The organism is Streptomyces lydicamycinicus (assembly GCF_000829715.2).
GTDB lineage: Bacteria > Actinomycetota > Actinomycetes > Streptomycetales > Streptomycetaceae > Streptomyces > Streptomyces lydicamycinicus.
Genome location: NZ_BBNO01000004.1, coordinates 683,758 through 710,562, shown reverse-complemented (window position 1 = coordinate 710,562; position 26,805 = coordinate 683,758). Strand labels below are relative to the sequence as shown.

15 protein-coding genes are annotated in these 26,805 nt (G+C 72.6%); 11 read left to right on the top strand and 4 right to left on the bottom strand.

Annotation, left to right across the window (positions count from 1 at the left end; translation table 11 throughout):
- Positions 1–38 precede the first annotated feature (38 nt).
- Both TU31_RS16305 and TU31_RS16300 read left to right on the top strand, forming a co-directional pair.
- Entirely contained in the window at positions 39–2,738 is a 2,700-nt protein-coding gene (locus TU31_RS16305) for an alpha/beta fold hydrolase (RefSeq protein WP_042154929.1), read from the top strand.
- Positions 2,735–3,595, top strand: coding sequence for an ABC transporter permease (locus tag TU31_RS16300; protein ID WP_042154927.1), 861 nt, complete (start codon positions 2,735–2,737; stop codon positions 3,593–3,595). Before TU31_RS16305 ends, TU31_RS16300 begins: the two co-directional genes overlap by 4 nt.
- Before the next feature lie 123 nt (positions 3,596–3,718).
- Here the strand turns inward: TU31_RS16300 and TU31_RS16295 are convergent, their stop codons facing one another.
- The gene (locus TU31_RS16295) at positions 3,719–4,738 is read right to left on the bottom strand and encodes an alpha/beta hydrolase (protein WP_042154925.1); all 1,020 of its coding nucleotides are present in this window, start codon (positions 4,736–4,738) and stop codon (positions 3,719–3,721) included.
- A 268-nt stretch (positions 4,739–5,006) separates the two neighbouring features.
- Between TU31_RS16295 and TU31_RS16290 the strand changes: the two genes are divergently transcribed.
- The 3 genes from TU31_RS16290 (at position 5,007) to TU31_RS16280 (ending at position 9,604) form a co-directional block, all read left to right on the top strand.
- Positions 5,007–7,121, top strand: coding sequence for an FUSC family protein (locus tag TU31_RS16290; protein WP_042154923.1), 2,115 nt, complete (start codon positions 5,007–5,009; stop codon positions 7,119–7,121).
- 151 nt (positions 7,122–7,272) lie between these two features.
- Positions 7,273–8,352 carry a rod shape-determining protein gene (locus TU31_RS16285; protein WP_042154921.1) on the top strand — a complete coding sequence of 360 codons (1,080 nt, stop codon included), beginning with the start codon at positions 7,273–7,275 and terminating at the stop codon, positions 8,350–8,352.
- Positions 8,353–8,539: 187 nt separating this feature from the next.
- On the top strand, positions 8,540–9,604 hold the full coding sequence (locus tag TU31_RS16280; protein ID WP_042154919.1) for an alpha/beta fold hydrolase: 1,065 nt from the start codon (positions 8,540–8,542) through the stop codon (positions 9,602–9,604).
- A gap of 94 nt (positions 9,605–9,698) precedes the next feature.
- Here TU31_RS16280 and TU31_RS16275 read toward each other — a convergent pair whose 3' ends face one another.
- Positions 9,699–10,484, bottom strand: a complete 786-nt coding sequence (locus tag TU31_RS16275; protein WP_042154917.1) for a TetR/AcrR family transcriptional regulator — start codon at positions 10,482–10,484, stop codon at positions 9,699–9,701.
- Positions 10,485–10,580: 96 nt separating this feature from the next.
- Between TU31_RS16275 and TU31_RS16270 the strand changes: the two genes are divergently transcribed.
- Together TU31_RS16270 and TU31_RS16265 are read left to right on the top strand one after the other, a co-directional pair.
- Positions 10,581–11,909 carry an FAD-dependent monooxygenase gene (locus TU31_RS16270; protein WP_078885808.1) on the top strand — a complete coding sequence of 443 codons (1,329 nt, stop codon included), beginning with the start codon at positions 10,581–10,583 and terminating at the stop codon, positions 11,907–11,909.
- A gap of 548 nt (positions 11,910–12,457) precedes the next feature.
- Positions 12,458–13,276, top strand: coding sequence for an IPT/TIG domain-containing protein (locus TU31_RS16265; protein ID WP_042154915.1), 819 nt, complete (start codon positions 12,458–12,460; stop codon positions 13,274–13,276).
- Between the two features lie 95 nt (positions 13,277–13,371).
- On the opposite strand, the gene TU31_RS16260 is transcribed toward TU31_RS16265, so the two are convergent.
- On the bottom strand, positions 13,372–14,370 hold the full coding sequence (locus TU31_RS16260) for a tyrosine-type recombinase/integrase (RefSeq protein WP_042154913.1): 999 nt from the start codon (positions 14,368–14,370) through the stop codon (positions 13,372–13,374).
- 1,666 nt (positions 14,371–16,036) lie between these two features.
- Between TU31_RS16260 and TU31_RS16250 the strand changes: the two genes are divergently transcribed.
- The 4 genes from TU31_RS16250 (at position 16,037) to TU31_RS16235 (ending at position 24,986) form a co-directional block, all read left to right on the top strand.
- Complete coding sequence (locus TU31_RS16250) at positions 16,037–16,243, top strand: DUF5988 family protein (protein ID WP_042154910.1); 207 nt, start codon at positions 16,037–16,039, stop codon at positions 16,241–16,243.
- Positions 16,244–16,322: 79 nt separating this feature from the next.
- Positions 16,323–17,657 (top strand): beta-ketoacyl-[acyl-carrier-protein] synthase family protein, encoded by a 1,335-nt coding sequence (locus TU31_RS16245; RefSeq protein WP_078885807.1) that lies wholly within the window; start codon positions 16,323–16,325, stop codon positions 17,655–17,657.
- A 36-nt stretch (positions 17,658–17,693) separates the two neighbouring features.
- Positions 17,694–24,035, top strand: a complete 6,342-nt coding sequence (locus TU31_RS16240) for a type I polyketide synthase (protein ID WP_078885806.1) — start codon at positions 17,694–17,696, stop codon at positions 24,033–24,035.
- Positions 24,036–24,461: 426 nt separating this feature from the next.
- Positions 24,462–24,986, top strand: a complete 525-nt coding sequence (locus TU31_RS16235) for an ATP-binding protein (RefSeq protein WP_245698561.1) — start codon at positions 24,462–24,464, stop codon at positions 24,984–24,986.
- A 184-nt stretch (positions 24,987–25,170) separates the two neighbouring features.
- On the opposite strand, the gene TU31_RS16230 is transcribed toward TU31_RS16235, so the two are convergent.
- On the bottom strand, positions 25,171–26,565 hold the full coding sequence (locus tag TU31_RS16230) for an NsdA family TPR-like regulatory protein (protein WP_042154908.1): 1,395 nt from the start codon (positions 26,563–26,565) through the stop codon (positions 25,171–25,173).
- Positions 26,566–26,805 lie beyond the last annotated feature (240 nt).

Sequence of the window (26,805 nt, the reverse complement as noted above, 5' to 3'; positions counted from 1 at the left end):
CCGGCCGCCCGGTCCGGGCCCTCCCTAGGATTCACGGTATGGATCTCCGAGGTATCCGACCGCGCGGCCGGCGCTGGTACGCCGCCGCGGGTGCGCTGGCCGTCCTCATAGGAGGCGGCACCTGGGCGGCCGCCTCCTCGGACGCCGCGCCCGCCGTGCACCGTACGGACCGGCTGATGACGATGCCGGAGAAGCCCGGCAGCACGAAGAAGGTGCGGATCGACACCTCCTACTTCACCGCGGGCGACTCCGGCGGACGACGGCCCGCGGTGCTGCTCGCCCACGGCTTCGGCGCCACCAAGGCCAACCTCCGTCCCCAGGCCGAGCAGCTGGCCCGGGACGGCTACGCCGTCCTGACCTGGTCGGCGCGCGGCTTCGGGAAGTCCACCGGCAAGATCGGGCTGAACGCCCCGGACGGTGAGGTCGCCGACGTCCGCCGGCTGATCGACTGGCTGGCCGAGCGCCCCGAGGTGCGGCTCGACAAGGACGGTGACCCCCGGGTGGGGGTGGCCGGCGGCTCCTACGGCGGGGCGATCTCGCTGCTGGCGGCCGGCCACGACCGGCGGGTCGACGCCATCGCCCCGCAGATCACCTACTGGAACCTCGCCGACGCCCTCTTCCCGCACGGGGTGTTCAAGAAGCTGTGGGCCGGGATCTTCTTCACCACCGGTTCGGCCGGCACCGCCACCGGTGCGGCGGGGGCCGCGCCCACCACGTCCGGGGGCTGCGGCCGCTTCGAGCCCGTGCTGTGCCGGATGTACCAGCGGGTCGCCGTCCACGGCCGGCCGGACGACGCCGCCCGGGACCTCCTGGCGGGCCGCAGCCCGTCCGCCGTCGGCGACCGCATCAAGGTGCCGACCCTGATCATGCAGGGCCAGACCGACTCGCTGTTCCCGCTCGACCAGTCCGACGCCCTCTACCAGAAGCTCCGCAAGAACGGGGCGCCGGTCGGCGTCGACTGGATCTCCGGCGGGCACGACGGCGGGGACCGGGAGGCCGCCCGCCTGGAGGGGCGGACGAAGGCGTGGTTCGACCGCTATCTCAAGGGCGACAAGCACGCCGGCACCGGGCCCGCGTTCCGCATCAGCCGCAGCGGGGGAGTGGACTCCACCAACGGCGCGGTGCGGCTGCGCGGCGCGCACGCGGACCGCTACGCCGGACTGGACCACGACCCGCGCCGGATCCGGCTGGCCGGCCGCACCCAGACCTTCAGCAACCCGCCCGGCGCCGGACCGCCGGCGATCTCCGCGGTGCCCGGCGTCGGCGCGCTCGGCAACCTCTCCTCGCTCGGCGCCGGCGGGCTGTCGCTGGACTTCTCCGGCCAGTACGCCCGCTTCGAATCGGCGCCGCTGCGCACCCCCGTCCATCTCACCGGCAGCCCCACCGCCACCGTCCACATCCGCTCCGACTCCCCGGACGCCGTGTTCTTCGCCAAGGTCTACGACGTCGGGCCGGACGGCCGCCGCCAGGTGCTGCCGTCCCAGCTCGTCACGCCGTACCGGATCAAGGACGCCGACGAGGGCCGGACCGTGCGGCTCCGGATGCCCGCCGTCGACCATGACTTCGCGGCCGGCCACCGGCTGCGGCTGGTGCTCTCCGCCACCGACCTCGGCTATGCCACCCCGGCCGAACCCGCCACCTACACCGTCTCCTTGAAGGACGGCGCCCTCGACGTGCCCACCGCGCCCGAGGTGCGCAGCCCCGCCGCCCCGCTGCCCGCCTGGACCTGGGCGCTGCCGGCCGCGGCCGCGGTGGTGGCCGCGCTGCTGCTGCTCACCGCCCGCCGCCGGACCGCGGCGCCCGCGCCCGACGAGGCGCTCGCCGAGGTCCCGCTGGAGATCGGCGGGCTGAGCAAGCGGTACGCCGGGTCCACCGACCGGTATGCCGTACGGGAGTTGTCCTTCCGCGTCGAGAAGGGCCAGGTGCTGGGGCTGCTCGGGCCCAACGGCGCCGGCAAGACCACCACCCTGCGGATGCTGATGGGGCTGATCACGCCCGACGAGGGCGAGATCAGGATCTTCGGGCACGCCGTCCGGCCGGGCGCCCCGGTGCTGTCGCGGGTCGGCGCGTTCGTGGAGGGCCCCGGATTCCTGCCGCATCTGTCCGGCCGCGCCAACCTCGACCTGTACTGGCAGGCCACCGGCCGGCCCGCCGCCGACGCACACCTCGACGAGGCGCTGGAGATCGCCGGTCTCGGCGATGCCCTCCAGCGTGCCGTGCGCACCTACTCCCAGGGCATGCGGCAGCGTCTCGCCCTGGCCCAGGCCATGCTCGGCCTGCCGGATCTGCTGATCCTCGACGAGCCGACGAACGGGCTCGACCCGCCGCAGATCCGGGAGATGCGGGACGTGATGATCCGCTACGCCGCCGCCGGACGCACCGTCATCGTCTCCAGCCATCTGCTGTCCGAGGTCGAACAGAGCTGTACCCATCTGGTCGTGATGGACCGCGGCCGGCTGGTGCAGGCCGGCCCGGTCGCCGAGATCGTCGGCTCCGGCGACACCCTGCTGGTCGGTGTCGCGGAAGACATCGACGACGCGGTGGTGGAGAAGGTGGCCGCGCTGCCGGGCGTCGCCTCGGCCGTACGGGCCGAGGGCGGCCTGCTGGTACGGCTGGACGGCACCGACACGCCCCAACTGCTCGCCGAACTCCTCCGGCTGGAGGTGCCGGTGGACCGCGTCGGCCCGCACCGACGCCTGGAGGACGCCTTCCTCACCCTGATCGGAGGGGACCGATGACCGCGACCCCCATGGCGCGGGCGGCGGGCTACCGCCCGCGCCGCACCCTCCCGCTGCGCGTCGAGGCCCGCCGCCAGCTGCGCCGCCGCCGCACGCTGGTGATCGCCGCCATCCTGACGGCGCTGCCGTTCGTGCTGGTGGCGGCGTTCGCGATCGGCGGCGACCCGGCCGGCCGGGGCAACGGCCGGATCACCCTGATGGACACCGCCACCGCGTCCGGCGGCAACTTCGCCGCCACCGCGCTGTTCGTCTCCGCGGGCTTTCTGCTGGTGGTGCCGGTGGCCCTGTTCTGCGGGGACACGGTCGCATCGGAGGCGAGCTGGGCCTCGCTGCGCTATCTGCTGGCCGCACCGGTCCCCCGGGCCCGGCTGCTGCTGAGCAAGCTCACCGTGGGGCTGTTGTTCAGCGCCGCCGCGATGCTGCTGCTGCCGCTGGTGGCGCTGGGTGTGGGCAGCGCCGCGTACGGCTGGGGGCCGCTGCAACTGCCCACCGGCGGCGCGCTGTCGGCGGGTGAGGCGGTGCCGCGGCTGGCGGTCGTGGTCGGCTACATCTTCGTCAGTCAGCTGGTCACCGCGGCCCTGGCGTTCTGGCTGTCGACGGTGACCGACGCGCCGCTGGGCGCGGTCGGCGGTGCCGTCGGGCTGACCATCGTCGGCAATGTCCTCGACCAGGTCACCGCCCTGGGCACCTGGCGGAATGTGCTGCCCGCGCACTGGCAGTACTCCTGGGCGGACGCCCTCCAGCCCCGGATGGAGTGGTCCGGGATGATCCAGGGCTCGGCGGTCTCGGTGGCGTACGCCCTGGTGCTGTGCGCGCTGGCGTTCCGGGGGTTCGCCCGCAAGGACGTGGTGTCGTGACGCCGAGGACGGGGTGGTGGGACGGCGAGGACGAGGTGGCGTGACGGCGGGGGCGTGGCGGTGTGACGGTGGGGTGGCCGGCGGGCCGTGCACCGCGGCGCCCGTCCCCCGGGGCCGGCTCCGTCAGGCGGTCGGCCCCTGCATGTGCGCGCTGACCCAGCGCATCGTGCCCTCGCCCAGGCCCTGTACGTAGGTCGCCGCGCTGTGCGTGCCGCCCGGCACTATCTGGAGCCGGGTGTGCACCGGACCGTGCCCGTACCGGGCGAGGAACTTCCGCACCTTCGGCAGCACCGTGTGCTCCCGGGAGCCGTCCTGGAAGGCGAGGTAGACGTCCGGTCCGCCGCGCGCCATCAGCCGGCGGGCCAGCACCTCCGGGTTGTTCTCCCGCTCCTCCCGCTCATGGCCCTTCCACAGCGGTGAGTCGGGCACGATGTCCGGCCCGTTGGGTATCGCCACCTTGAACGTGTCCGGGTGCTGGAGCACGTTCTTCAGCGCCGCGAAACCGCCCGACGAAGAGCCCATGATCGCCCAGGCGTCACGGGTCTTGAGGGTGCGGAAGTTCTGCCGTACGAGGTCGGGCACGTCCTGGCTGAGCCAGGTGCCGATCTTCGGTTGGCCCGGTATGTCGCTGCCGTCGTAGTACTGCTTGGCGTCGGGGTTGAGCACCGGCATGACGACGATGAACGGCAGGCTGCTGCCGTTCTTCGACCACTGGGCGAGGTTCTCCTGGAGCTTGAGGTCGGCGCCTATCCAGTAGTTGACGGGGTAGCCGTACGCGCCGGGCAGCGCCTCCATCACCGGGAAGCCCTTGTGCGCGTTCCGCTTCTCGTAGTACTCCGGCGGCGCCCAGACCCAGACCTTCCCGGTGAAGCCCGACTTCGGGCCGTGCAGGGTGGTCACGCCGATCGGGGTGTTCCCGCCCGCTCCGCCGACCCGGCTCTCCTCCTCGAAGCTGATCGGCCGCGTGGGCCACTGCACCAGCGACTGCTTCCCGGGCGGGCCGGCGTGGAGTGCGGCATCGGCCTGGGTCGCGCCGAACCGGACGGGGGAGGTCTGGGAGGCGCCGGTGCCGCAGCCGGCCGTGGCGGCGAGGACGGTCAGGGTGATCAGCGCGATCACCGGGCGGAACAGGGCTCTGTGCACGGGTCTTTCTCCTTGCCGGACACCCGGGACTTGTCCCGGCTGGGGAGCAAGAGGGCAGCGGCCCGGCCCCCGGTTTCCCTACCGGGGTGTCGGCTTCCTCGCACCGCCCGTCCGGAATGCCGGCATCCCCTTGGTGACCTGGGATGTTGCCCGTGAAGTGGGAAAGTGGTTTTACCAGGATTTTCCCGGCGTGCGGGCGGCGCGCGGGGACGCGGAGCCCGCCCGGGACATTCCGGAACGCCCGCCTCCGTCCCCGTATCCTCTCGCTATGACCTGGTCGCGTGCGCTCAAGGAAGCCGCCCGCTCGGGGCTGACCATCGAGCGGACCAAGCTCACCCCACTGATCGCCGTCCGCGGCTCGGTCGGTGTCGCCATCGTCATCGGGCTGTGCCTGTGGCTGGGCGACCCGGTGCTGGCGGTCTCCTCCGCCTTCGGCGCGTTCTCCTCCGGCATCGTCACCTTCCAGCGCAGCATGCGGCCGCGCCCGGTGCTCGCGCTCGCCGTCGCCGGTGCGCTGGCGGTCTCCACCTTCCTCGGCTATCTGGCCGCCGCCCATGTCGTCGCGTTCGTCCTGCTGCTGGCCGGCTGGACCTTCCTGGCGGGCATGGCCTGGGCGATCGGCCCGGTCTCCGGGCTGGCCGGCACCCAGACCGTGGCGATCATGCTGGTCACCGTCACCCTGCCGACGTCCGTCCTCGGCGCGGCCGAACACGCCGCGCTGATCTTCTTCGGCGGGCTCGTCCAGGCGACCCTCATCGTGGTCTTCCCGGTCCGCCCGTGGGGCGTCCAGCGCGATGCGCTCGCCGACGCCCTGGCCGCCGAGGCCGACTACGCCCGGCGGCTGCGGCACGACCCGGTCGCCCCGTTCGACCCGGCGCCCCTGATGGACGCCCGGCTCGCCTCCGCCGTGACCCCGCGTCAGGCGCGCCGCCGCCCCGTGCAGCTGCACGGCCCCCGCGGCCTCGCCGAACGCGTCCGGCCGGTCCTCGCCGCCCTCGCCGACCCGGTCGTCGGCGCCCCGACGGAAGGCCCCGAACGTGACCGGGTCCGCGATCTGCTGGGCGCCGCGGCCACCGTCCTGGACGCCGTCGCCCATGCCGTACGGCACGCGAAGCCGGTCCGGCTGCCGCCCGAGGCGATGGCCACCCTCGAAGTCCCCGCGACCGGCCCGATGCTCCACGGGGCCGCCCGCCGCTCCGCCTACCGCCTGATCTCCCTGCTCGCCGACGCCGTCGAACTCACCGATGAGCCGGTCGAGGCCACCCGCCCCACCACCGAGGCCGAACGCGGCCATCTGCTGCGCCCCAGCGTCCCCCGGCTGGTACCGGGCGCCCTGCGCGCCCTGCACCGCGAGGCCCGCTGGACCTCGCACATCTTCCGGCACGCCCTCCGGGTCGCCGCGGTCGCCGCGGCCGGCTATCTGCTGGGCACCGCGCTCCCGTTCGGCCACGGCTACTGGGCGCCGCTCGCCTCCGTCATGGTGATGCGCCCCGACTTCGCCCAGACCTACTCCCGCGGCGTCGCCCGCTTCTGCGGCACCCTCGTCGGCGTCGGCATCGCCGGGGCGCTGATGGCGCTGGCGCATCCGGGGATGTACGTCAGCGCCGGGCTGGCCGTGGTCTGCGTCGCGCTGATGTACCTGCTGATGCGCACCGGCTTCTCGGTGACCTCGGCGTGTGTGGCCGCCTATGTCGTCTTCCTGCTCGGCATCGCCGGCGCGGGCTGGGAACAGACCGTCCAGGAACGCGTCGTGCTCACCCTCCTCGGCGGGCTGCTCGCGATGCTGTCGTACGCGCTGTTCCCCGCCTGGGAGACACCCAAGCTCCGCGACGGCCTGGCCGCCTGGCTGGCCGCCAACGGGGAGTACGCCCTGGCCGTGTACGACCTGTATGCCACGCCCGCCGAACGCCGCCCCCGGCAGATCCGCGACGCCCTGCTGGACTCCCGGGCCGCCCGCGCCGCCTGGGAGGAGAGCGAGGCACGCGCCGAGAAGGAACCCGTACGCCACCGCGGTCTCTCGCCCGCCTCGGCGAAGGCGGCCGGTGCCGCGCTCGCCACCATGGGCCGGGTCACGATGATCCTGGAGGTCCACCTCCCGGAACGGGATGCCGCGTCCTCGCCGGGTGCCACCGCGTTCGCCTTCGAGCTGCGGGCCTCCCTGGAGGAGGCCACCCGGGCGGTCCGGGAACGGGGCGAACTGAACTGGACCGAGCTGCGGGCCGTATGGGAGAGATGGGACGCGGAGGACGAGAACCGTGGTGTCGCCCTGCGCGTCGCGGACCTGCTTCTCGACGCCCTCGACGACCTGGCCGAGGCGCTGTCCAGGGAGCCGGACACCGACCGCGGGGAGACCCGCGGCGCCGAGGAGAACAGCAGCCGGTGAGCGGAGAGGAGGCGGCAGGGCGGGGAACCAATCGGCATCCCCGGTAGTCTTAACAGTTGCCCGCAATGAACGCTATTGGTAGCCCATGGGGTTGTCTGAAGCGCAATGCCCCGGGAACCCACCCCGTCGCGAGAGAGCACACGAACCCCCCATGGCCTCCAGCACTTCGTCCGGTACGTATGACATAGGCATCGACCTCGGCACCGCCAACACCCTGGTGTACGCCCGCGGCAAGGGCGTGGTGCTGAACGAGCCGTCCGTCGTCGCGGTCAACGCCGCCGGTGCGGTGATCGCCGTGGGCCTGGAGGCCAAGCGGACCATCGGCCGCACCCCGTCCGGCATCACCGCGATGCGCCCGCTGCGCGAAGGCGTCATCGCCGACTTCGACGCCGCCGAGCAGATGCTCCGCGCCCTGATGAAGAAGGCCCTGCCCAGCCGCCGCTTCTCCCGGCCGCGGGTCGTCATCTGCGTCCCCTCCGGCATCACCGGTGTCGAACGGCGCGCGGTCATCGATTCCGCCCGGGGCGCCGGCGCCCGCGAGGTGCACCTCATCGAGGAGCCGATGGCCGCCGCGATCGGCGCCGGCCTCCCGGTGGACGAGCCGGTCGGCTGCATGGTGGTGGACATCGGCGGCGGCACCACCGAGGTCGCCGTCGTCTCCATGGGCGGCCTGGTCACCGCCCAGTCCGTACGGGTCGCCGGTGACGCCCTGGACGCCGCCGTCAGCGCCTACATCAAGAAGAAGCACGCCCTGGACATCGGTGAGCGCACCGCCGAGGACATCAAGATCGCGATCGGCTCGGCGGTCTGGACCCCGGTCGACGTCGACGAGGACGGTGAACCGGACCGTCCGTCCTCCTACACCGTCCGCGGCCGCGACCACGTCAACGGCCTGCCCCGCATCCAGGAGATCACCGAGGAGGAGATCCGCGAGGCACTGGCCGAGCCCGTCGACGCGATCGTCCGCGCCGTCCACCGCACCCTCGACGACTGCCCGCCCGAGCTCTCCGGCGACATCGTCGAGCACGGCATCGCCCTCACCGGCGGCGGCGCCCTGCTCCGCGGCCTGGACCGGCGGCTGCGCCAGGAGATGGGCGTCCCGGTCCGGGTCGCCGACGCGCCGCTGGACTGTGTGGTCAACGGCACCGCCAAGTGCGTCGACGAATTCGCCTCCCTGCACGGCCTGTTGACGGGCGCGAAGCAGCAGCCGAGGAAGACGGTGCGGTTGTAGGGCGTGCGACCCGGCGTCCGCGGCGGGCGTTTGCCGTTCCGGCAAGAACCCTCGCGCCCGCCGGGCCTGCCGCGCCATGATCGTGGCGGAGCGGGCCGGGCCACGGCGGGGCATGACGACCCGTCGGCCCCGCGCCCGTCCACCGCCCACCGCCATGAGCGCGGCCGTACTCGCCCCAGGAGGAAACATGCCGCAGTCCGCCGAGACGACGCCCCCGCCGGCGACGCCCCCGGGAGCGGCACCGGACCGGCCCGCCGCCGTCCCGCCGGCCACCCACCGCACCGTCGAGGTCCCCGGCGGCCGCATCCACCTGGTGGAGCAGGGCACCGGACCGCTCGTCCTGCTCGTCCACGGATTCCCCGAGTCGTGGTACTCATGGCGCCACCAGCTCCCCGCCCTCGCCGCGGCGGGCTACCGGGCGGTCGCCCTCGACGTACGCGGCTACGGACGCTCGTCGAAGCCCCGCGACGTGGCGGCCTACCGGATGCTGGCCCATGTCGCCGACAACGCCGCCGTGGTGCGCGCCCTGGGCGAGGAGACCGCCGTCATCGCGGGCCATGACTGGGGCTCACCCATCGCCGCCAACTCGGCGCTGCTGCGGCCCGACGTCTTCACCGCCGTGGCACTGCTGAGCGTGCCGTACACACCGCGCGGCGCGACCCGCCCCACCGAAGCCTTCGCCCAACTCGACGGCGCCGAGGAGTTCTACATCAACTACTTCCAGGAGCCGGGCCGGGCGGAGGCGGAGATCGAACCCGATGTCCGTACTTGGCTCGCCGGCTTCTACGCCGGACTCTCGGGCGACGCCGAGCCCACCTCCGGCCCCGGCATCTTCTCCGTCCCCCCGGGCGGCAAGCTGTCCGACCGCTTCCCCGCCGGACCGCCCCGGCCCCTCTCCTGGCTCACCGAGGCCGATCTCGACTTCTACGCCGCCGAGTTCGAGCGCACCGGCCTGACCGGCGGACTCAACCGCTACCGCAACGTCGACCGTGACTGGGAGGACCTCGCCGCCTGGGCCGGGGCCCCGCTCACCCAGCCCGCCCTCTTCATCGGCGGCGAACGCGACGCCACCACCCAGTGGCTGGCCGACGCCATCAAGGCCTTCCCCCGCACCCTCCCCGGCCTCTCCGCCGCCCACATCCTCGACGGCTGCGGCCACTGGGTCCAGCAGGAACGCCCCGAGGAGGTCAACCGGCTGATGGCCGACTGGCTGCGGTCCCTGCCGGCGGCTGTGGTGCGGAGGGCGTCCTAGGGCTGCGGCCGGCGGGGCGGGGCCGGGGGCCGGGTCGGCGGGAGGGGGCACGGCGAGCCCGGTCCGGGGGCACGGTCAGGGCCCCGGACCGGGCCTAGGCGCCGCCCCGCGCCCGGCTCATGTAGGCCGCCAGGCCGTCCAGGATCCGCTCCAGGCCGAACTCCCCGGCCCGGTCGCGGGAGGCGCGGTCGGCCTCGGTGGCCGCGACGGCCGCGGCGACCGCGGGGAAGCGGTCGGCGCGGCCCGCGAGAAGTTCGTTCAGCGCCGCACTCATGACCTGCTCGGGCTCCTTGGCCCGAGCGCTGCTCAGCCCCATCGCGGTCGCGACCTGGGCGATGGCCCGGATGTGACCGCTGACCACGACCACCGCGTCGAGCTGTTCGGCGCCGGTCAGCCCGGTGTCCGCGAGCGCGGCGAGCGCCCGCTCGGTCCAGCCGAGTTCATGCGGCCCCATGACCCGGGGGCCGACGGCCGCGCCCAGCAGCCAGGGATGCCGGTGGTAGACCGCCGCCAGCGCGTGCGCCCAGGCCCGCAGCTCCCCCCGCCACGGCTCCTCGCCGTCCCGGCCGGCGGTGTCCGGTGACGGCGCGCTCGGCGGTTCGCCCATCGCCCGGTCGATCATCAGCGCGACCAGCTCACTCTTCCCCGGCACATAGCGGTACAGGGACATTTTGGTGAAGTCCAGCTCGGCCGCGACCCGTTGCATGGAGACCGCCCCGAGCCCGCCGGTGTCGGCGAGGGCGATGGCCGTCCGCGTGATCCGCTCCAGGCTCAGCGCCGGCTTGGGCCCCCGGCTGGGCCGCTCGCGCCCGCCCCACAGCAACTCGACGCTGCCCGCCTGGTCCCCGAACACGCTGTGCTTCTCGTCGTCTCCAGCCATCCCCGCATCCTAAAACTGTGTCCGGGGTACACAAAACAGTGTCCGTCGGATACAGTTTCTTTCGTCAGTACGACCGATCGACGTGGGGAGCGTGCGATGACGTACGAAACGACAGCGGGGCACCCGGCCACGGACCGGTCCGACCGGGCGCGGGGGGAGCGAACGGCACCACGGCAGCGGACAGTTCTGATCTCCGGCGCCAGCGTGGCCGGCCCGGCCGTGGCCTACTGGCTCGGCCGCTACGGCTACCGGACGACCGTGATCGAGGTGGCCCCCGCCCTGCGCGGCGGCGGCTTCGCGGTCGACTTCCGCGGCGCGGCACATCTGGCGGTCCTGGAGCGCATGGGCGTCCTGGACACCATCAGACGGCACCGCACCGGCCCCGGCGCGCCCATGACCTTCATCGACGGGCAGGGCCGCGACCTCGCCACCCTCCCGCCCGCCTTCGCCGCCGGCGAGGTCGAGATACTCCGCTCCGACCTGTCCCGCCTCCTTCGGGAGCACAGCCTGACCGCGCCCGGCAGCGGCCCCGTCCCCGGCGCCACCCCCGAGTACCTCTTCGGCGACTCCCTCACCTCCCTCACCGAGACCGCCGACGGCGTCCACGCCACCTTCGAACGGGGCGCGCCACGCACCTTCGATCTCGTGATCGGCGCCGACGGTCTGCACTCCACCGTGCGCCGGCTCGCCTTCGCCCCCGAGGAGCGTTGCGTCAGTCACCTCGGCTACTACTTCGCCGCATGGGACCTGCCCGCCGGCGCCGCAGACCTCGGCGCCCGCCCGGTCGGCTACGGCGAACCCGGCCGGCTGGCCACGGTCGGCCGCCTGCCCCGCCGCGCCGGGGAACCCGGCTACACCGGCGAGACCTTCTGCGTCTTCGCCTCCGAGGACGAACTCCCCTACGACCGGCGGGACATCCGGTCCCAGAAGCGGGTGATAGCCCGCGCCTACGAAGGAGCCGGCTGGCGGATACCCGAACTGCTCGACACCCTGTGGCAGGTCGACGACCTCTACTTCGACGCCATCAGCCGCGTCGATGTGCCGCACTGGTCCACGGGCCGCACAGCCCTCCTCGGAGACGCCGCGTACGGCGCCACGCTCGGCGGCATGGGCACCGGCTCGGCGATCGTCGGCGCCTATGTCCTCGCCGGCGAACTGGCCCTCGCCGGAGACGACCACCGCACGGCCTTCGCCCGCTACGAACAGAAGCTGCGCCCCTACGTCACCCGCTGCCAGGAAGGCGGCCGCGGCGCCGGCGAGTTCTTCGCCCCCACCACCCAGGAGGCAATCGACGCCCGCAACACCGCCCTGAACACCCCGTCCACCGTCACCGCCATGCTGGAAGAGGGCCACGACATCTCGGCGGCGATCACGTTGGAGGACTACCCGTCGCTGGTCGCGGGGGCGGCCTCGGCTGTGGGGTGACGGGGGGCTGGGGAGTGGCAACTGGCGCTGCATGAGAGCTACTTGAGGGGGACGGCGGGCGGGCGGGCGCGGCTCGGGGTGGAGTGGGGTGGGGTGGGAGGGGGGAGGGGGAGCCCCCGAAGACCCCCGTGGCGAACCGCCCATGGCGTACGGCCCGTGGCGAACGGCCCATGGCGAACGCCCCGCCCCTCGCCCCCCGGCCCCGTAGTGAAGACCCCATTTTCGCGCTCCGCCGATCGGGTGCTCAGGGGGCAACGCGATTGCCTGGTGGCAACTCTTCTGGGTTACTGGTGGGGCCTGTCGGTGGGCCGTCCATCCCCCTCGGGTTTCGGTAGCCGGCCCGCCCACCAGTCCTCTTCGCTGAGGGGCTGTGAAGGGCGGCCAGGAGCGCGATGGCCCCCCGCACCGCCCAGGTGTGCGCCGGCCACGTCCGCCCGTCTGCGTCGTCCTCCTGTGCGGCCGGCTGCTGCCAGTGCTCGGGTTCCGGCTTGTGTGCCCTGTCTGCCACGAGCGGCCGAGCAACGAGCTCACACAGCAGGAGGACCTTCATGACTACACCCACACTCCAGCCGGGCCTGCCGGCCTTGCCGCTCGCGATCGGGCCGGTGCTGCTCGGCGTGGTGCCGGCCACCGGGCCGACCACGGGCGGCAACACGGTGCAGCTGGTCGGTCTCGGCCTCGGCGGCGCCACCAGCGTCCTCTTCGGGGGAACGTCGGCGACCATCGTCGGGCAGGACCCGCTGGGGCTGACCGTCACCGTCCTGGCCCCGGCGCACGCCGCGGGTTCGGTACAGGTCACCGTCACCAACGCGGCCGGTACCAGCAACCCGGCGTCGTACACCTACGTCACGGCGGGCGCTCCGGTGGCCGCGGCCATCAGCCCCAACTCGGGGCCGACCGCGGGCGGCACGCCGTTCGCCCTCATCGGTTCGAACCTTCAGGGCGCCACCGTCACCATCGGCGGCAACGCGGCGACCGTGCTGGGCACGGACCCCAGCGGCTCCGTCCTGTTCGGTGTCACGCCCGCCGGGCCGCCCTCCGGGGGCAATGTCCCGGTCGTGGTGACCACCGCGAGCGGCACCGCGTCCGTCCCGGGCGGTTACACCTACCTGCCGCTGCCTCCGACGGTCACCGGAACGGTGACGCCGGCCACCGGGTCCGCGGGAGGCACCTTCACCATCGTCGGAACCAACCTCTTCGGGGCGAGCGTGCTCTTCGGGGCCACACCCGCCACGGGGGTGACGGTGAATGTGAGCGGTACGACCGTGACCGGCACCATCCCGCCGGGCACCAGCGGGACGACGGTGCAGGTGACCGTCCAGACCGCGGCCGGCAGCGTCAACGCCGGGTCGTTCACCTACCTGTGACGGCCCGCCCCTGGGGAGGACGGTCCGGGTCCCGGCGTCCGAGGTCCACCGCTCGCGCGGTCCCCGGCCGGGCCCAGCCGGGCAGCCCGGCACCGTCACTCCGTAGGGGGGCGCAGGAAAACGGTTCGGCCCCCGCCCGTACGCCGGGCGGGGGCCGAACTCGCCGGTGGCTCCCCGGGGCTCTGCGCGGGGAGACGAGGCCCGTCAGGGGGCAGATAGCGCCGGGTGTCCTGCGGGGGCCGCCCGGCGGCGCCGCACAGCAGCGGCAGCGGGAGCCCGGCGTCCGCCATCCATGTCAGACCCGTGTGGCGCAGATCCTGGCGCCGGAGGTATTCATGGCCGAGCTCGTCCACCACGTCGTCCCAGTGCGTCGCGTCCCGCAGCGCCGCGGCGGTGAACCGGCTCCGGTGCGGGCCGGTGAACAGCCGGGCCTGCGGCCGGTGCCGCGCCGTCTCCAGCCGTCCGGCCGCCAGTTCGCGGGCGGCGGGGCGAAGCGGCACCACCCGGTGGTGTCTGCCTCTGCACGGGCGGTCGTGCATGCCTTCCGGCTCGGACACGGTGAAGTGCTGGACCTGCCAGGTCCAGGTGCTCAGATCGATGTCCTGGGCCCGGAGGGCGGACACCTCGCTGAAGCGGGTGCCGGTCCAGGCGGCGAACCGGACGATGTCACCCCACCCCTCGTAGCCGTCGGAGGCCCGCCGGACGAGGGCGGTCGCCAGCCGCTCCAGGGCGTCCGCGTCGGGCAGCGCCAGCGACCGTGGTGCGGTGCGCTCGCCCTGCGCACGCTGGTACTCCTGCTGCCAGCCGGCCACCCGCGCCGGATTGGCATCCAGCACCCCGTCCCGGACGGCCTGTTCCAGGACGCGGACGAGGACGGCGAGGCTGTTCTTCACGGTGGACAGGCCGCATTCGTCGGCGATCCAGCAGTGCAGGGCGCGGTTGACGACACGGCGGGTGACCTTGCGCACGAGGACATGCCCGATGCTGGGGACGACGCGCAGCCGCCACCCGGCCTGGTAGGGGGACATGGTCAGGGCTTCCAGGCCGTGCATCGCTGCCTCCCACCTCCGTTCGCCGTAGGCGGCGAGTGACATCGTGTGTGTGTCGGTCCCGGGCGGAATCCGGCACCCGGCGTTATCGTTCATATTCGAATCACCCTTGTCTGCTGGGAAGTTATTCGTCCGGCAGGGCTCTTGGTGCGAGGCGCTCTTGAGCGTGAAACCGAAGCCGGGAAATCGTGACCACATCGTGCCTGTGGGCGGTGCAAAAGGCCGGGCTGCACCGCACAGACGGGGTCCGCGCCGACGGCCCTCCCGTGGATCACTCACCGGTGCGGGCGTATTGTGACGCACCTCCAACTCGCTTATGGACAACGGAAGATGCGAGGCGGCGTAGGTTTTTTCCTATGCCGAAGTGACTTCCATTGTCACCATCAGCGGCGGCCGGCGGTGGTCGGGCTATTGACGGCGCGTCGGTTCCCGCTGTGTTTCACCACACACAAGAATGACAAGCGTGGAGCCTGCTGCTGCACACGGTTCTTCATCGCGATCAAGTCGGCACAGTGCGCAATCCAACGCTGCATCAGTCATGAGTGGAATAAAGGCATCTTCTAAGGCCATTGCGCAAGTTGGTACGAGTTTCCGCTTTTCGCGCTGCTCCGAACGGGTGGCCTTATCGGTTGACTGTTGTAGCCCGCCGAGCCGCATGGATAACTAGTCGCATCCAACCGGTGGGCCGCCCATCCTCTCCGGGGAGCGGCACCTGGCCTACCCGTTGGCCCGGCCCAGCGCCTGGTTGCGGTCAGACCGAGATGCCGTATGGGCGTCCCCGGTAGAGGGTTTTGGATCCGTCAGCCGGTGCCGGCACCTCGGCACCGGCTGATCGGCCCCCACATTCGGATCAGGGGGCGTCATGCGAACCATTTCCACCATTCGCTGGGTCAACGGCGTAGGTGCCTTGATCCCGGCCCGCACCGCGACCGCACCGGAACCCGACCGGTCCGGCGGTGACCTGAGTCTCCCGATCCCGATGCCCGGCGAGGAATCCGCGCGTTCTTCCGCGGCCGGCCCGGCCCCCGCGTCCGGCACCGCCATCCCGGCGCCGCACCGCATCCACGCTCCGCACGGCAACGGAAGCGCGCAGGCCATGCGCCGGCGCACCACCACTGCAAATTCCCCGGCGGGACGGTGCCCCCTCCCCGTCCGCGGGGAATCCGCCCGGTGTTTCCGCACCCTCGTACCGGCCGGGGCCGTCCCGGTCCCCGGCGCCGGCGGACGCCCCGTGGCGGCCGGCCCCGGCGTTCGCGGCGGCCGGCCCGCATTCCCTTGCACCGACGGCGATATCGCCGGGAGCGGGAGTACGGAATCCCCCATCTCCGCCTCGTCGGACGGGAATTGCCTGTCGCGCGGCGCGAGCCGCTCCCTCGGCAACGGAAGCGTGACGATGAACGCCGCCCGCGTCACCGGCACCCGTCCCGCCGCATTTCTCGCGACGGAATGCAGTAACAAGGCCTGAGCGGGCCGGAATCCCGCAGCCTGCCCCGGGCGCCGCCGGGACCGTGAACGGTCACCGATTCCGCCGCGCCCGCACCGTCGACGACGCCCCCCGACGTCGCCGTCGCCGCTCCATCCGCCTTGGCCGGTCCGACAGTTGTCATCCCGCCGTAACCGGTCCCGCAGTGATCTGCCACCAGGTCCCCCCACCTCAACCACTGAAGCCTGCCCCACACAACCCACTGCGACAGAACATCGGGAGAACAGTATGGCGAAAAGAAGAATGGTGATCCTCGTCGACGGGCCGGAGGGAAATGCCCTGCCGCAGCACATGCGTGACGATGCGGGCGACCCGATAAGGCTCCTGCGAGGCAACGGGTACGAGCGTTTCGAATTCTACGGCGAATACGCGGACTTGGGCGGACAACAGGTCCCGGTCTACCGCTGGTGTTACCGCACACGAATCGCCGAGTAGGCGTGGTGCGGCCCGCAGAAGAAAGCGATGTGCAGAGGAGAACGAACATGTTGAACCTCGTGAGGGACGGAGTTCTGTCATGAACCAACGGTCCGGGAACTCCGGAGAACGAAACAAGAACCGCGATGCGGTGGTGACCGGCGTCGGATTCTGTCTGCCCGGCCAGACGGAGCCGGTCTTCACCGCCGACGACATGTGGGCGGTGATCTCCAACGGCCGGTCCTGCCTCAAGCGGGACGAGGTCTACTACGGCTCGGTGGAGCTCACCCAGGAGATGTTCGACGAACGGCTCCCGGATGTGCCGCCGTTCTTCTCCCGCCACTACACCTCGGCGCACCGCTTCGGCCTGGTGTCGATGGCGGAGGCCACCACCGATGCCGGGCTGACCACCTACGGCGGCGCCCTGAGCGAGGCCGCCATCCTGGTCGGCCGCGGTGGTGTCGATGCGAACGTCGAAAGCTATCTCTCGGTGCTCAGCGCCGACCCCGGCAAGACCAGCGCGCCGGACGCCATGGAGCTGTTCGTCGCCGCCGAACAGGCCGTGACACCCTCCGACGTCGCCCTGGTCCAGGCGGCGCTGACCCAGTCCAACGGCCCCTGCTACACCGTCTCGTGCGGCTGCGCCTCGTCCGCCGTACAGATCGGCAACGCCCGGCGGATGATCGCCCAGGGCGAGGTCGACGTGGCCGTCGTGACCGGCGTCGACGTCTTCAACGTCCACCTCATCCAGAACATCCAGCGGCTGCTGAGCGGCGCGCAGCAGACCTATGACGCCCTCCGCACCAACGACATGCCGGAGCTGCTGCCGTCCTTCACCTCCCTGATGCGGCCCTACGACCGCCGGGCGGACTGCATCAACCACGGTGAGGGCGCCGCCACGGTGATCCTGGAGAGCCGTGAGCACGCGGCCCGGCGCGGTGCGCACATGTACGGCCAGGTGCTGGCCACCGCCATGACCCGGGACGGCCTGGCCAACCCCCTCGCGTCCGACGAGACCGGCGCGGAGCTGGTCGCCGCCGTCCGCCGCTGCCTCGGCGACCGGTGGCGGATCGACGACGTGCCGTACGTCCACGGCGGCAGCGACGGCAACATCGTCGTCACCGCCTTCGAGGCCGCCGCCATCCGGGAGCTGTACGGGCCCGAGAGCGATGTGCTGGTGACGTCCCAGGAGGGCTGCTTCGGCCACAACGGGGCGCCGGCCGGCTGCCTGGGCGTGGCCATGACGCTGATGATGATGGAGCGCGGGCAGGTCTGCCCCACCGCCAACTGCGAGCAGCCGGCCGACGGGCTGCCCTTCGACCCCGTCCCCGGCGTGCGGCCCCGCCCGCTCGACTTCGACTACGCGCTGAGCTTCAACTACCAGGTCGGCGGCGTGAAGAACGCCATCCTCCTCGGCAGTCCGGAAGCCGTGTGACCACGGGCAGATCACCTCCCACATACGGAGACCCCGATGAGCAACGACATGCACGGCTCGCCAGCCGAGTCACGACCCCTCCATGAGACAGAGCCCATCGCCGTGATCGGCATGGGCTGCCGGCTCCCCGGCGACACCGATTCCCCCGCGGCCCTGTGGCGGCTGCTGGTCGACGGGCGCGACGCCGTCGGCGAGCTGCCCGCGGAGCGCCGGCGCCTGGTTCCCGAGGCCTCCCCGGGTCCGGGGAGCCGGGCACCGACGCCCCGTCAGGGCGGCTATCTACGCGAGGTGACCGGCTTTGACGCCGCCTTCTTCGGCGTCGCGGGCGGTGAGGCCGACGTTCTGGACCCCCAGCACCGCCTGCTGCTGGAAGTCACCTGGGAGGCCCTGGAACACGCCGGTCTCCCGCCGGACCGGATGAACGGCACCCGTACGGGCGTCTTCGCCGGCCTCAGCTACAGCGACTACATGGACCAACTAGCCGGACAGCCACAGGAGTTGGAGGGCTCGATCCTGACCAACGGACACTGCGTGGCGGCCGGCCGGATCTCCTACCTGCTCGGTCTGCACGGGCCCTGTGTGGCGCTGGACACCGCCTGCTCCTCCTCCCTGGTGGCCGTGCACATGGCCCGCAGGGCCCTGGCCGCCGGTGAGTGCGAGGTCGCGCTCGCCGGCGGCGTCACGCTGAGCTTCCAGCCGCGCATCACCCGGTCCTTCGCCCGTATGGGCATGCTGTCGGCCGGCGGCCGCTGCCGGACCTTCGACGCCGACGCCGACGGGTTCGTACGCGGTGAGGGCTGCGGCGTCGTGGTGCTCAAGCGCCTGTCCGACGCGGTGCGGGACGGCGACCGGGTGCTGGCGCTGCTGCGCGGCTCGGCCACGAACCAGGACGGCTCGTCCGAGGGGCTGGCGGCACCGTCGGTGACCGCCCAGCGGGCCCTGTATCTGGACGCCCTCGCCCAGGCCGGGGTCGACCCGCGGGACGTGGGCATGGTGGAAACCCACGGCACCGGCACCCCCGTGGGGGACCCGATCGAGTTCGCCAGCCTCGCCGAGGTCTACGGCTACGGGCCGGGCCGGTGCGCCCTGACGTCGGTGAAGACCAACGTGGGCCACCTGGAACCGGCCGCCGGGGTCACCGGGCTGATCAAGAGCGTGCTGTGTCTCCAGAGCGGCACCATCCCGGCGAATCTGCACTTCCGGCGCTGGAACCCGGCCATCACCCCCGGGGGCACCCGCTTCTTCGTCCCCACCGAACTGACCTCCTGGCCGCTGCGCACCGCCACCCGGCTGGCCGCCGTGTCCTCGTTCGGCTTCTCCGGGACCAACGCCCATGTCGTACTCGAACAGGCCCCGGAACGGCGGCCCGCCCCGAGCCAGGACCTCGGCCGGCCGACCCGGACGACGTCCGAGGTCTTCCTGGTGTCGGCCGGCTCCCCGGACGTGCTGCCGACCGCCGCCACCCGGCTCGCGGACTGGATGGAGGGCGACGGCGCCAATGTGCCGCTCCGCGATATCGCGCACACCCTGGCCCTGCGGCGCTGCGCGGGCCGCGGCCGGATGGGCGTGGTGACCTCCGCGCGCCGCGAACTCATCGGATCCCTGCGGGCCTTCGCGTCCGGGGAGCGGCACCCGGCGGTGGTGACCGGCTCGGTCGGTGCCGCGGTCGAGCGGCAACCGGTGTGGGTGTTCTCCGGCCAGGGCTCCCAGTGGCCCGGCATGGGGCGGGGCCTGCTGAAGACCGAACCGGCCTTCCTCGACGCCCTGACCGAGCTCGACGAGCTCATCAGGGCGCAGAGCGAGGTGTCGGTGCTCGACGTGGTGCGGCAGGGCAGACCCGTGCAGGGCTGCGGCACGGTGCAGCCGGTGCTGTTCGCCCTCCAGGTGGCCCTCGCCGCCACCTGGCGCTCGTACGGCGTCGAACCCGCCGCGGTGATCGGCCACTCCATGGGCGAGGTCGCCGCGGCGGTGGTGGCCGGGGCGCTGACCCTGGCCGACGGGGTGCGGGTGATCTGCCGGCGCTCCGGACTGCTCAGCGATATCGCCGGCAGCGGCAGCATGCTCAGCGTCGGTCTGGACGCCGACACGGTGCGCGCCGAACTCGCCGACAGCGCGGCCGACACGGTGTCGGTCGCCGTCCTCTCGGCGCCCGACTCCACCGTCGTGGCCGGGCGGACCACCGAGGTGAGCCGGCTGGCCGCCGCCTGGGAGGCCCGGAAGATCCCGGTGTTCCCGATCGCGGTGGACGTCGCCTCGCACTGTCCGCTGGTGGACCCGGTGCTGCCGGCGCTGCGCTCGGCACTGTCCGCACTCGCGCCGCGGCAGCCCAAGGTGCCGTTCTACTCGACGGTCGTCGACCCCGGGGAGACACCGGCCTTCGACGCCGACTACTGGTGCGACAACCTGCGCCGCCCGGTGCGGTTCGCCGAGGCGGTCGCCGCCGCGGCGGCCGACCGGCACGTGGTCTACGTCGAGGTCTCCCCGCACCCCGTGGTCACCCACTCCGTCGACAGCAGTCTGGCCGGTCTCGTCGGGGACCCGGTCGTGCTGCCCACGCTGCGCCGCGACGAGGACGACCAGTCCACGCTGCGGACCCAGCTCGCCGCGCTGCACTGCGCCGGGGTCCCGGTGAACTGGCGGCACCTCTACGCCGAGGGCGAGCTGGTGGACGTGCCCACCGTCACCTTCGACCGCCGCCACCACTGGGCCGACCCCCCGCAGCCCCCGGCCGTCGCCGAGGCCCCCCGGGCCCAGCTGCCCGGCCACCACACCGAATTCCCCGGCGAGCCCGTGCGGCACTGCTGGCGGGCCGACGCCGGTACCGGCGCGCTGCCCTGGCTCGCCGACCACCGGGTGCACGGCAACGCCGTCTTCCCCGGGGCGGCGCACTGCGGACTGGCCCTCTCGGTGGCCTGCGAGGCCTTCGGCGCGGCACCGCACGAAGTGGAGGTCACCGAGATCCACTTCAAGCAGCTGCTGCGACTGGAGGCGGACACCGAGGTCTCCACCGTCGTCACGATGACGGCACCGGACCGGGCGGAGTGCCAGATCCTCGCCCGGAACGAGAACGGCGACTGGGAGGCGCAGGCCGACGCGGTGCTGCACCGGCTCAGCGTCCGGCCCGAACTGCGGCCCCGGTCCGTCGAGGACATGAGCCGGCGCCACCCGCTGTCCGTCGATCCGGCCGACCTCTACGCCGGGCTGCGCCGGCGCGGCCTGGAACACGGCCCGGCCTTCACCGGCGTGCGCCGGCTGAACGCCGGCCGCCACAACGACAGTTTCTGGGCCGAGGTCGCGGTACCGCGCGAGGCCAGCAGCCCGCCCCCCGGGCTGCCGGTGCACCCCGTCCTCCTCGATGTCTGCGCCCAGCTCGCCGTGGCGCCCCTGATCAACGAGGAGGACCAGGCGCTGGTGCTGCCGGTGGGCATGCAGGCGCTGCGGCTGATCGGTGATCCCGCGACCGCCGTGTACTGCCACGCGCACGTCAGCGAGATCACGCCGGAAGCCATCGTGGCGAATGTGCGCCTGCTGGACGACAGCGGCGCCGTGGTGCTCGTCGTCAACGGACTGCGCTTCGCACGGCGCGCGGCCGCCCGCGGCACCCCGGCGGTCGACGACTGGCTGCTGGAGATCGGCTGGCGCGCCACCCCCCGGGCGGCCCCCGACGGCGGTCACGCGCCGGGCAGTTGGGTCATCGTGGGCGAGGCGGACGGCTCGGCCCAGGCGCTGGCCGCCGCACTGCGCACCCGCTGCGCCCGTACGGTCGTCTGGGACCGGCCGCTGGACGACACCTCCCTCGACACCTTCCGGGACGCCCTCACCGGGCGGCTGGCCGCCACCCTCGAAACCCCGCGCGGCGTGGTGCTGGTGTGCGGCCCCGCGGACGGCGGGGAGCCCACCGAGCAGTCCCTGCGGCGCACCCGCCGGCTGCTCGGCGCCCTCCAGGCACTCACCGCCACCACGGACACGCCACGGCTGTACGTCGTCACGCGCGGGGCCCGCGGCGTGGTGCCGGGCGACGAGGTCGACCTCGGCCAGAGCGCCCTGCGCGGACTGCTGCGGGTCGGCGCCCTGGAACACCCCGAGCTCCGGCCGGTGCTGGTGGATGCCGATCCGCACGACGCCGATCCCGAGGATGTGTCCCTGGAACTGCTGGCGGACGCGGACGACGACGAGGTCGCGCTGCGCGCCGACGGCCGGTACGTGGCCCGCCTGGAGCACGCCGGGACGGGTGGCGGGCAGGAGGAGGCGGCCACCGCGTGCACCGTGCGCTACGGGGTGGACGGATTCCGGCTGCGGGCCGGCCGGCTGGGCGATCTGTCGAGCCTGGAGTACGCCGTCACCGAACGGCGCGCGCCCCGGCCCGGCGAGGTCGAGGTGCGGGTCACCGCCGCCGGCCTGAACTTCCGCGATGTGCTCACGGCCATGGGCCTGCTCCCCGGCGAGACGGACGTCCGCTACCGCATCGGCTTCGAATGCGCGGGGGTGGTGACCGCGGTCGGCGACGGGGTGGACCGACAGGTCGGCGACGAGGTGATCGCGGTCGATCTGAGCGGCGGCGCCTTCGGGTCGTTCCTGACCGTGCCCGCCGACGCGGTGGCCCCGGTCCCGTTCGGCATCGAACCGGCCGTCGCGGCGGGGCTGCCGATCGCCTTCCTGACCGCCTGGTACGCGCTGCGATCGGTCGCCCGGCTCTCCGCGGGGGAGCGGGTGCTGATCCACTCCGCCACCGGCGGCACCGGTATGGCGGCGATCGCGGTGGCCCGGATGCTGGGCGCCGAGGTGCTGGCCACGGCCGGCAGCGAGGACAAGCGCCGCTACCTGCGGGGCATGGGCATCCGCCATGTCATGGACTCCCGCACGCTGGAGTTCGGCGAACGCACCCGTGAGGCGACCCACGGCGAGGGGGTGGACGTGGTCCTCAACTCGCTGTCCGGCGCGGCCATCCGGACGGGCCTGGAGACACTGCGCCCGTTCGGCCGCTTCGTGGAGCTGGGGGTCCGCGACATCCTGGCGGACGCGCCGCTGGGCATGCTGCCGCTGCGGCACAACATCAGCCTGAGCACCGTCGACCTGATCGAGCTGCGGCGCAACCGCCCGGACACCTTCGCCACGGTGTGGCAGGAGGTCCTCGGCGCGTTCGAGGAGGGCCGGCTCAAGCCCCTGCACTGCACGGAGTATCCGCTGTCGGAGGCCACCACGGCGTTCCGCACGATGGCCGCCGCCGACCATGTCGGCAAGCTGGTGCTGACCGTGCCCGACAGCGGGGAGGCCCCCGCGGTGCTGCCCGATATGGACATGCCCGTACAGGAGGGCGGCGCCTATATCGTCACCGGCGGGCTGCGCGGGCTGGGGCTGGCCACGGCGAAATGGCTCGCGGGCCACGGCGCCGGCCACCTCGTGCTCAACGGCCGCTCCGCGCCGTCCCCCGAGGTCGCGCAGACCCTCGCCACGGTGGTCGGCAAGACCACCAAGGTGTCGGTGGTCCTCGGTGACATCGCCGAGCCGGATGTCGCCGCGCGGCTGGTGTCCACGGCGGTGGCCGACGGATTCCGGCTGCACGGCGTGGTGCACTGCGCCATGGTGCTGGACGACGCGGTGATCGCCAACGTCGCCGAGGACCAACTGGAGCGGGTCTGGATGCCGAAGGTGGACGGCGCCTGGCAGCTCCACCGGGCCACGGACGGGCATCCGCTGGACTGGTTCGCGGTGTTCTCCTCGATGGCTTCGCTGCTGGGCAACCCCGGCCAGGGCTCCTACGCCGCGGCGAACTCCTGGCTCGACGGGTTCGCGGCCTGGCGCTCGGCGCAGGGCCTGCCGACGCTGGCCGTCAACTGGGGTCCGTGGGGCGAGATCGGCGTCGCCACCGACTTCAGCAGCCGCGGCTACCGCACCATCCCCACCGACCAGGGCCTGGCGGCGCTCCAGACGCTGCTGGCGCACCGGCGGGTGCAGACCGGGGTGCTCCCCGGCCCGCCGGACACCTGGCTGCCGCCCGCCGGCCGCCATCTCCCCTTCTTCAGCGGGATGTCCGACGACGCCCCGGCGGAGCAGGCCGCCGCGGCGCCCGACGGCGCCGAGGACATCCGGGCCCGGCTCACCGCGCTGCCCCCCGGCCTGGCCCGGCGGGCGGCGCTGGAGGAGCATCTGGCGGGCCATGTCCGTGACGTCCTGCGGCTGGGCAAGAGCTCGCTGGACCCGCAGACCCCGCTGAAATCCCTGGGATTCGACTCGCTGCTGGCCATGGAGCTACGGGCCCGTATCGACCGCTCCTTCGACCTGAACCTCCCGCGGAACTTCGTGTGGGAGCATCCGACGCTGGCCGCCCTCGCCGCCGGTATCGCCGAGCAGCTGGGCCTGGAACTGACGGCACCGTAATTCCCCGGTCATCGGGGGCACAGTACGCCCGGCGGGCAGCCGAAGCCCGCCGGGCGTCCTTCTGTTCACGGGACCGCGGAAGCGGTAGCATTTCTTCCGCATTCTTGCCGCATTCATTTCCGGCGCCCTCTCGATGTCTTTTCATCAATGGCATTGCCGAATAATGCGCAACCGTTTTCTTATGGTGATAGTATTTCGCGTCGGCGATATCCCCGGCCGCTACCGATGCCGCACTGTACGCCTTCCCGGGCAGCCTCTCGCGCTGCTTGAATAAATACGGGAAAGAGGGCGGAAGCGGTCCGGTGCACACACCGGAGGCGCGCCGAACTCCCAAGGCCGCCAGGACGGACCCAGCGATGGCGCCGGCGTGCTTCATGAGGCGAAAGCGGCATCGGAGTCCATGAGGCAGGTGCGAAAGGGGTAGTCATGTTACCCACCACAATGAATTCGGCCGAAGTCATGGTGACCGCCCGGCATATCGCCGGCTGGCCCGAGGAAAGAAACTCCCTGGTCCCCGCCGACTGCTGGGGTTCCGCGCAGCGCGTGGTGCTGCGTATGCCGGCACTGAAACGGGCCGTACCGGTCTGCCGGAGCCTGGTGCGCTCCTGGCTCGACGGACAGCGGATAGACGACGAGGACACCCGCTATCTGGTGCTGCTGGTCCTGTCGGAACTGTTCACCAACGCCATCCAGTACTCCGCCGGTCCGCACATCACCTGCCGGATATGGAAGTCGGAGGACCAACTGCACATCGAGGTCCACGACCGCGGGGGAACACCCTCGGTGCCCCGTATGCGCCGCCCGGGACCGAGCCAGGAACACGGCCGCGGTCTGGAACTGGTCGCCAAGTCCTCCTCGCGATGGGGCCGCAGGGCCGAGGCGGACCACGGCTGCACCGTGTGGGCCGCGGTGCCGCTGGCCATCGGCGTACCGCACGGCGTGGCGCCGTAACACCCCCGGGCGGCGGGCCGGATCGCCACCGGCGACCGGTGCACCTCCGCCACTGCACCCCTCGCGGGTGGTTCCCTACCGCCGACGGTCAGGCAGGCTCCGGCTCCGCACCCCCCTCCCCGCGGGACGGTTCGGGCCCGCCGGCCGTCGGTGTCCCCCTGAGCGGACCGGCGCCGGGCGGGCGTCACTTGGGCACCCGCACACCGCTCTCCTGTACCAGGGCGTCGAATTCGCGCACCGGCGTCGTGTCGCCGAAGGGCCGCAGTTCGTCCATGAAGTGCTGCAAGTACCGTTCCCCCAGCGCCGACTTCAGCCGGCCGAGCAGTGCCACCGCCTGCACGGCGATCTGGCACGCCTCCTCGACATCACCGGCCTGCACTAAGACGGTGGCCAGCAACAGCAGATCGATGGCCCGGCGCCGTACCCGGGTCCGCGGATGCCGGGCGAGGGCCTCCTCGGCCCGCCGGGCGGCCGGCCGCGGCTGCTTCAGATCCCGGTAGCAGTGGGCCAACTCGTCGGCCAGATAGGCACGGTCGAAGTGCCCGATCCACTCGGGACCGTCCCCCGGAACGACCTGCGCCATCGCTTCGGTCGCCTTGTCCGCCAGTATTTTGCACATCCGCGCGTCCCCGAGCATGGCGTAGCCGCGGGCCTCGGTCGCGTAGAACATGGCCTGCGCGGCCGGCGGGGCCTGCCCCCGGGTGCCTTCCTGCGCGGCACGGGCGAGCTGCACCGCCTCCCGGGAGCAGCCGGCGCCGACGGCGAGATGGCTCAGCCCGGCCGCCAGCACATAGCCGCCGTAGCACCGGTCGTCCGCGGCCTGCGCGAGCCGCAGCGCCTGGATGTAGTACCGCTGCGCCAGACCCGGCTGCCCGACGTCCTGCGCCGTGTACCCGGCGAGCTCCGTCAGCCGGGCCGCCGCGGCGAACAGTTGGCGCCCGGTCGTCTCGCCGTAACTCCCGTCCATCAGACCGGACAGCACACTGCTGAGGCAGCTGACGATGACCGGTCGCACATATCCGCTGCCGACCCGGTGATCGAGTTCGGCCAGCGCCTGGGTGGTCGACCGGACCAGCTCCACATCGGTCGTCCCCACCCGCGGCCCCAGCCGCCAGTTGCGGGCCACCTGGGGGTCCGGGGAGCTGATCAGCCAGTCCCTGCTGGGTTCGACCAGCGCCGAGGCGGTCATGGCGGAACGCGACAAAAGCCCCCTGGACTCGGCGTCCATATGCCATAGTTCACGGACCTGTTCCAGCGCGTCCTCCACCGTGGCCGCGAAGTGGAGGCCGACCCCGCAGGTCACGCTGTTGCCGTTGGCCATGCCGATTTCTTCCGTCGAGACCGTGCGGCCGAGTTTGCCGCTCAGCGCCTCGGCAATGATGGCGGGCACCCGGCCACGTGGCCGCTGACCGCTCAGCCACCGGCTCACGGAGGTCTTGTCGTACCGCAGATCCAGGCCCTGCGCCTCTCCCAGGACGTTCACCTGCCGGGCCAGGGCGGAGTTGGACAGTGAGGCTTCCTGGATGAGCGACCGCAGCCGCTGGTTGGTTTGACGCGCGACGAGTGGTCGGGCGGCCATGGTGCGCCTCCAAGCACATGCCGCCAACGATTCACGTTGGCATATCCAGAGAGAACGGGACAGGACAGTCAATACCCAACAAGCGGGGCTGAATCGCCATGACCAAAGTCAAGTCGTCGCCTGGGCGTTGCGCCCAGTAGCAAAGGTGCATACGGGGGCTCCAGAAGCCCGCCCCTCGCCCGCGCCTGCCCTGCGCGCCCCTGCCGTCCCCTCCGGCGCCCAGCGCACCCCACCGCGCAC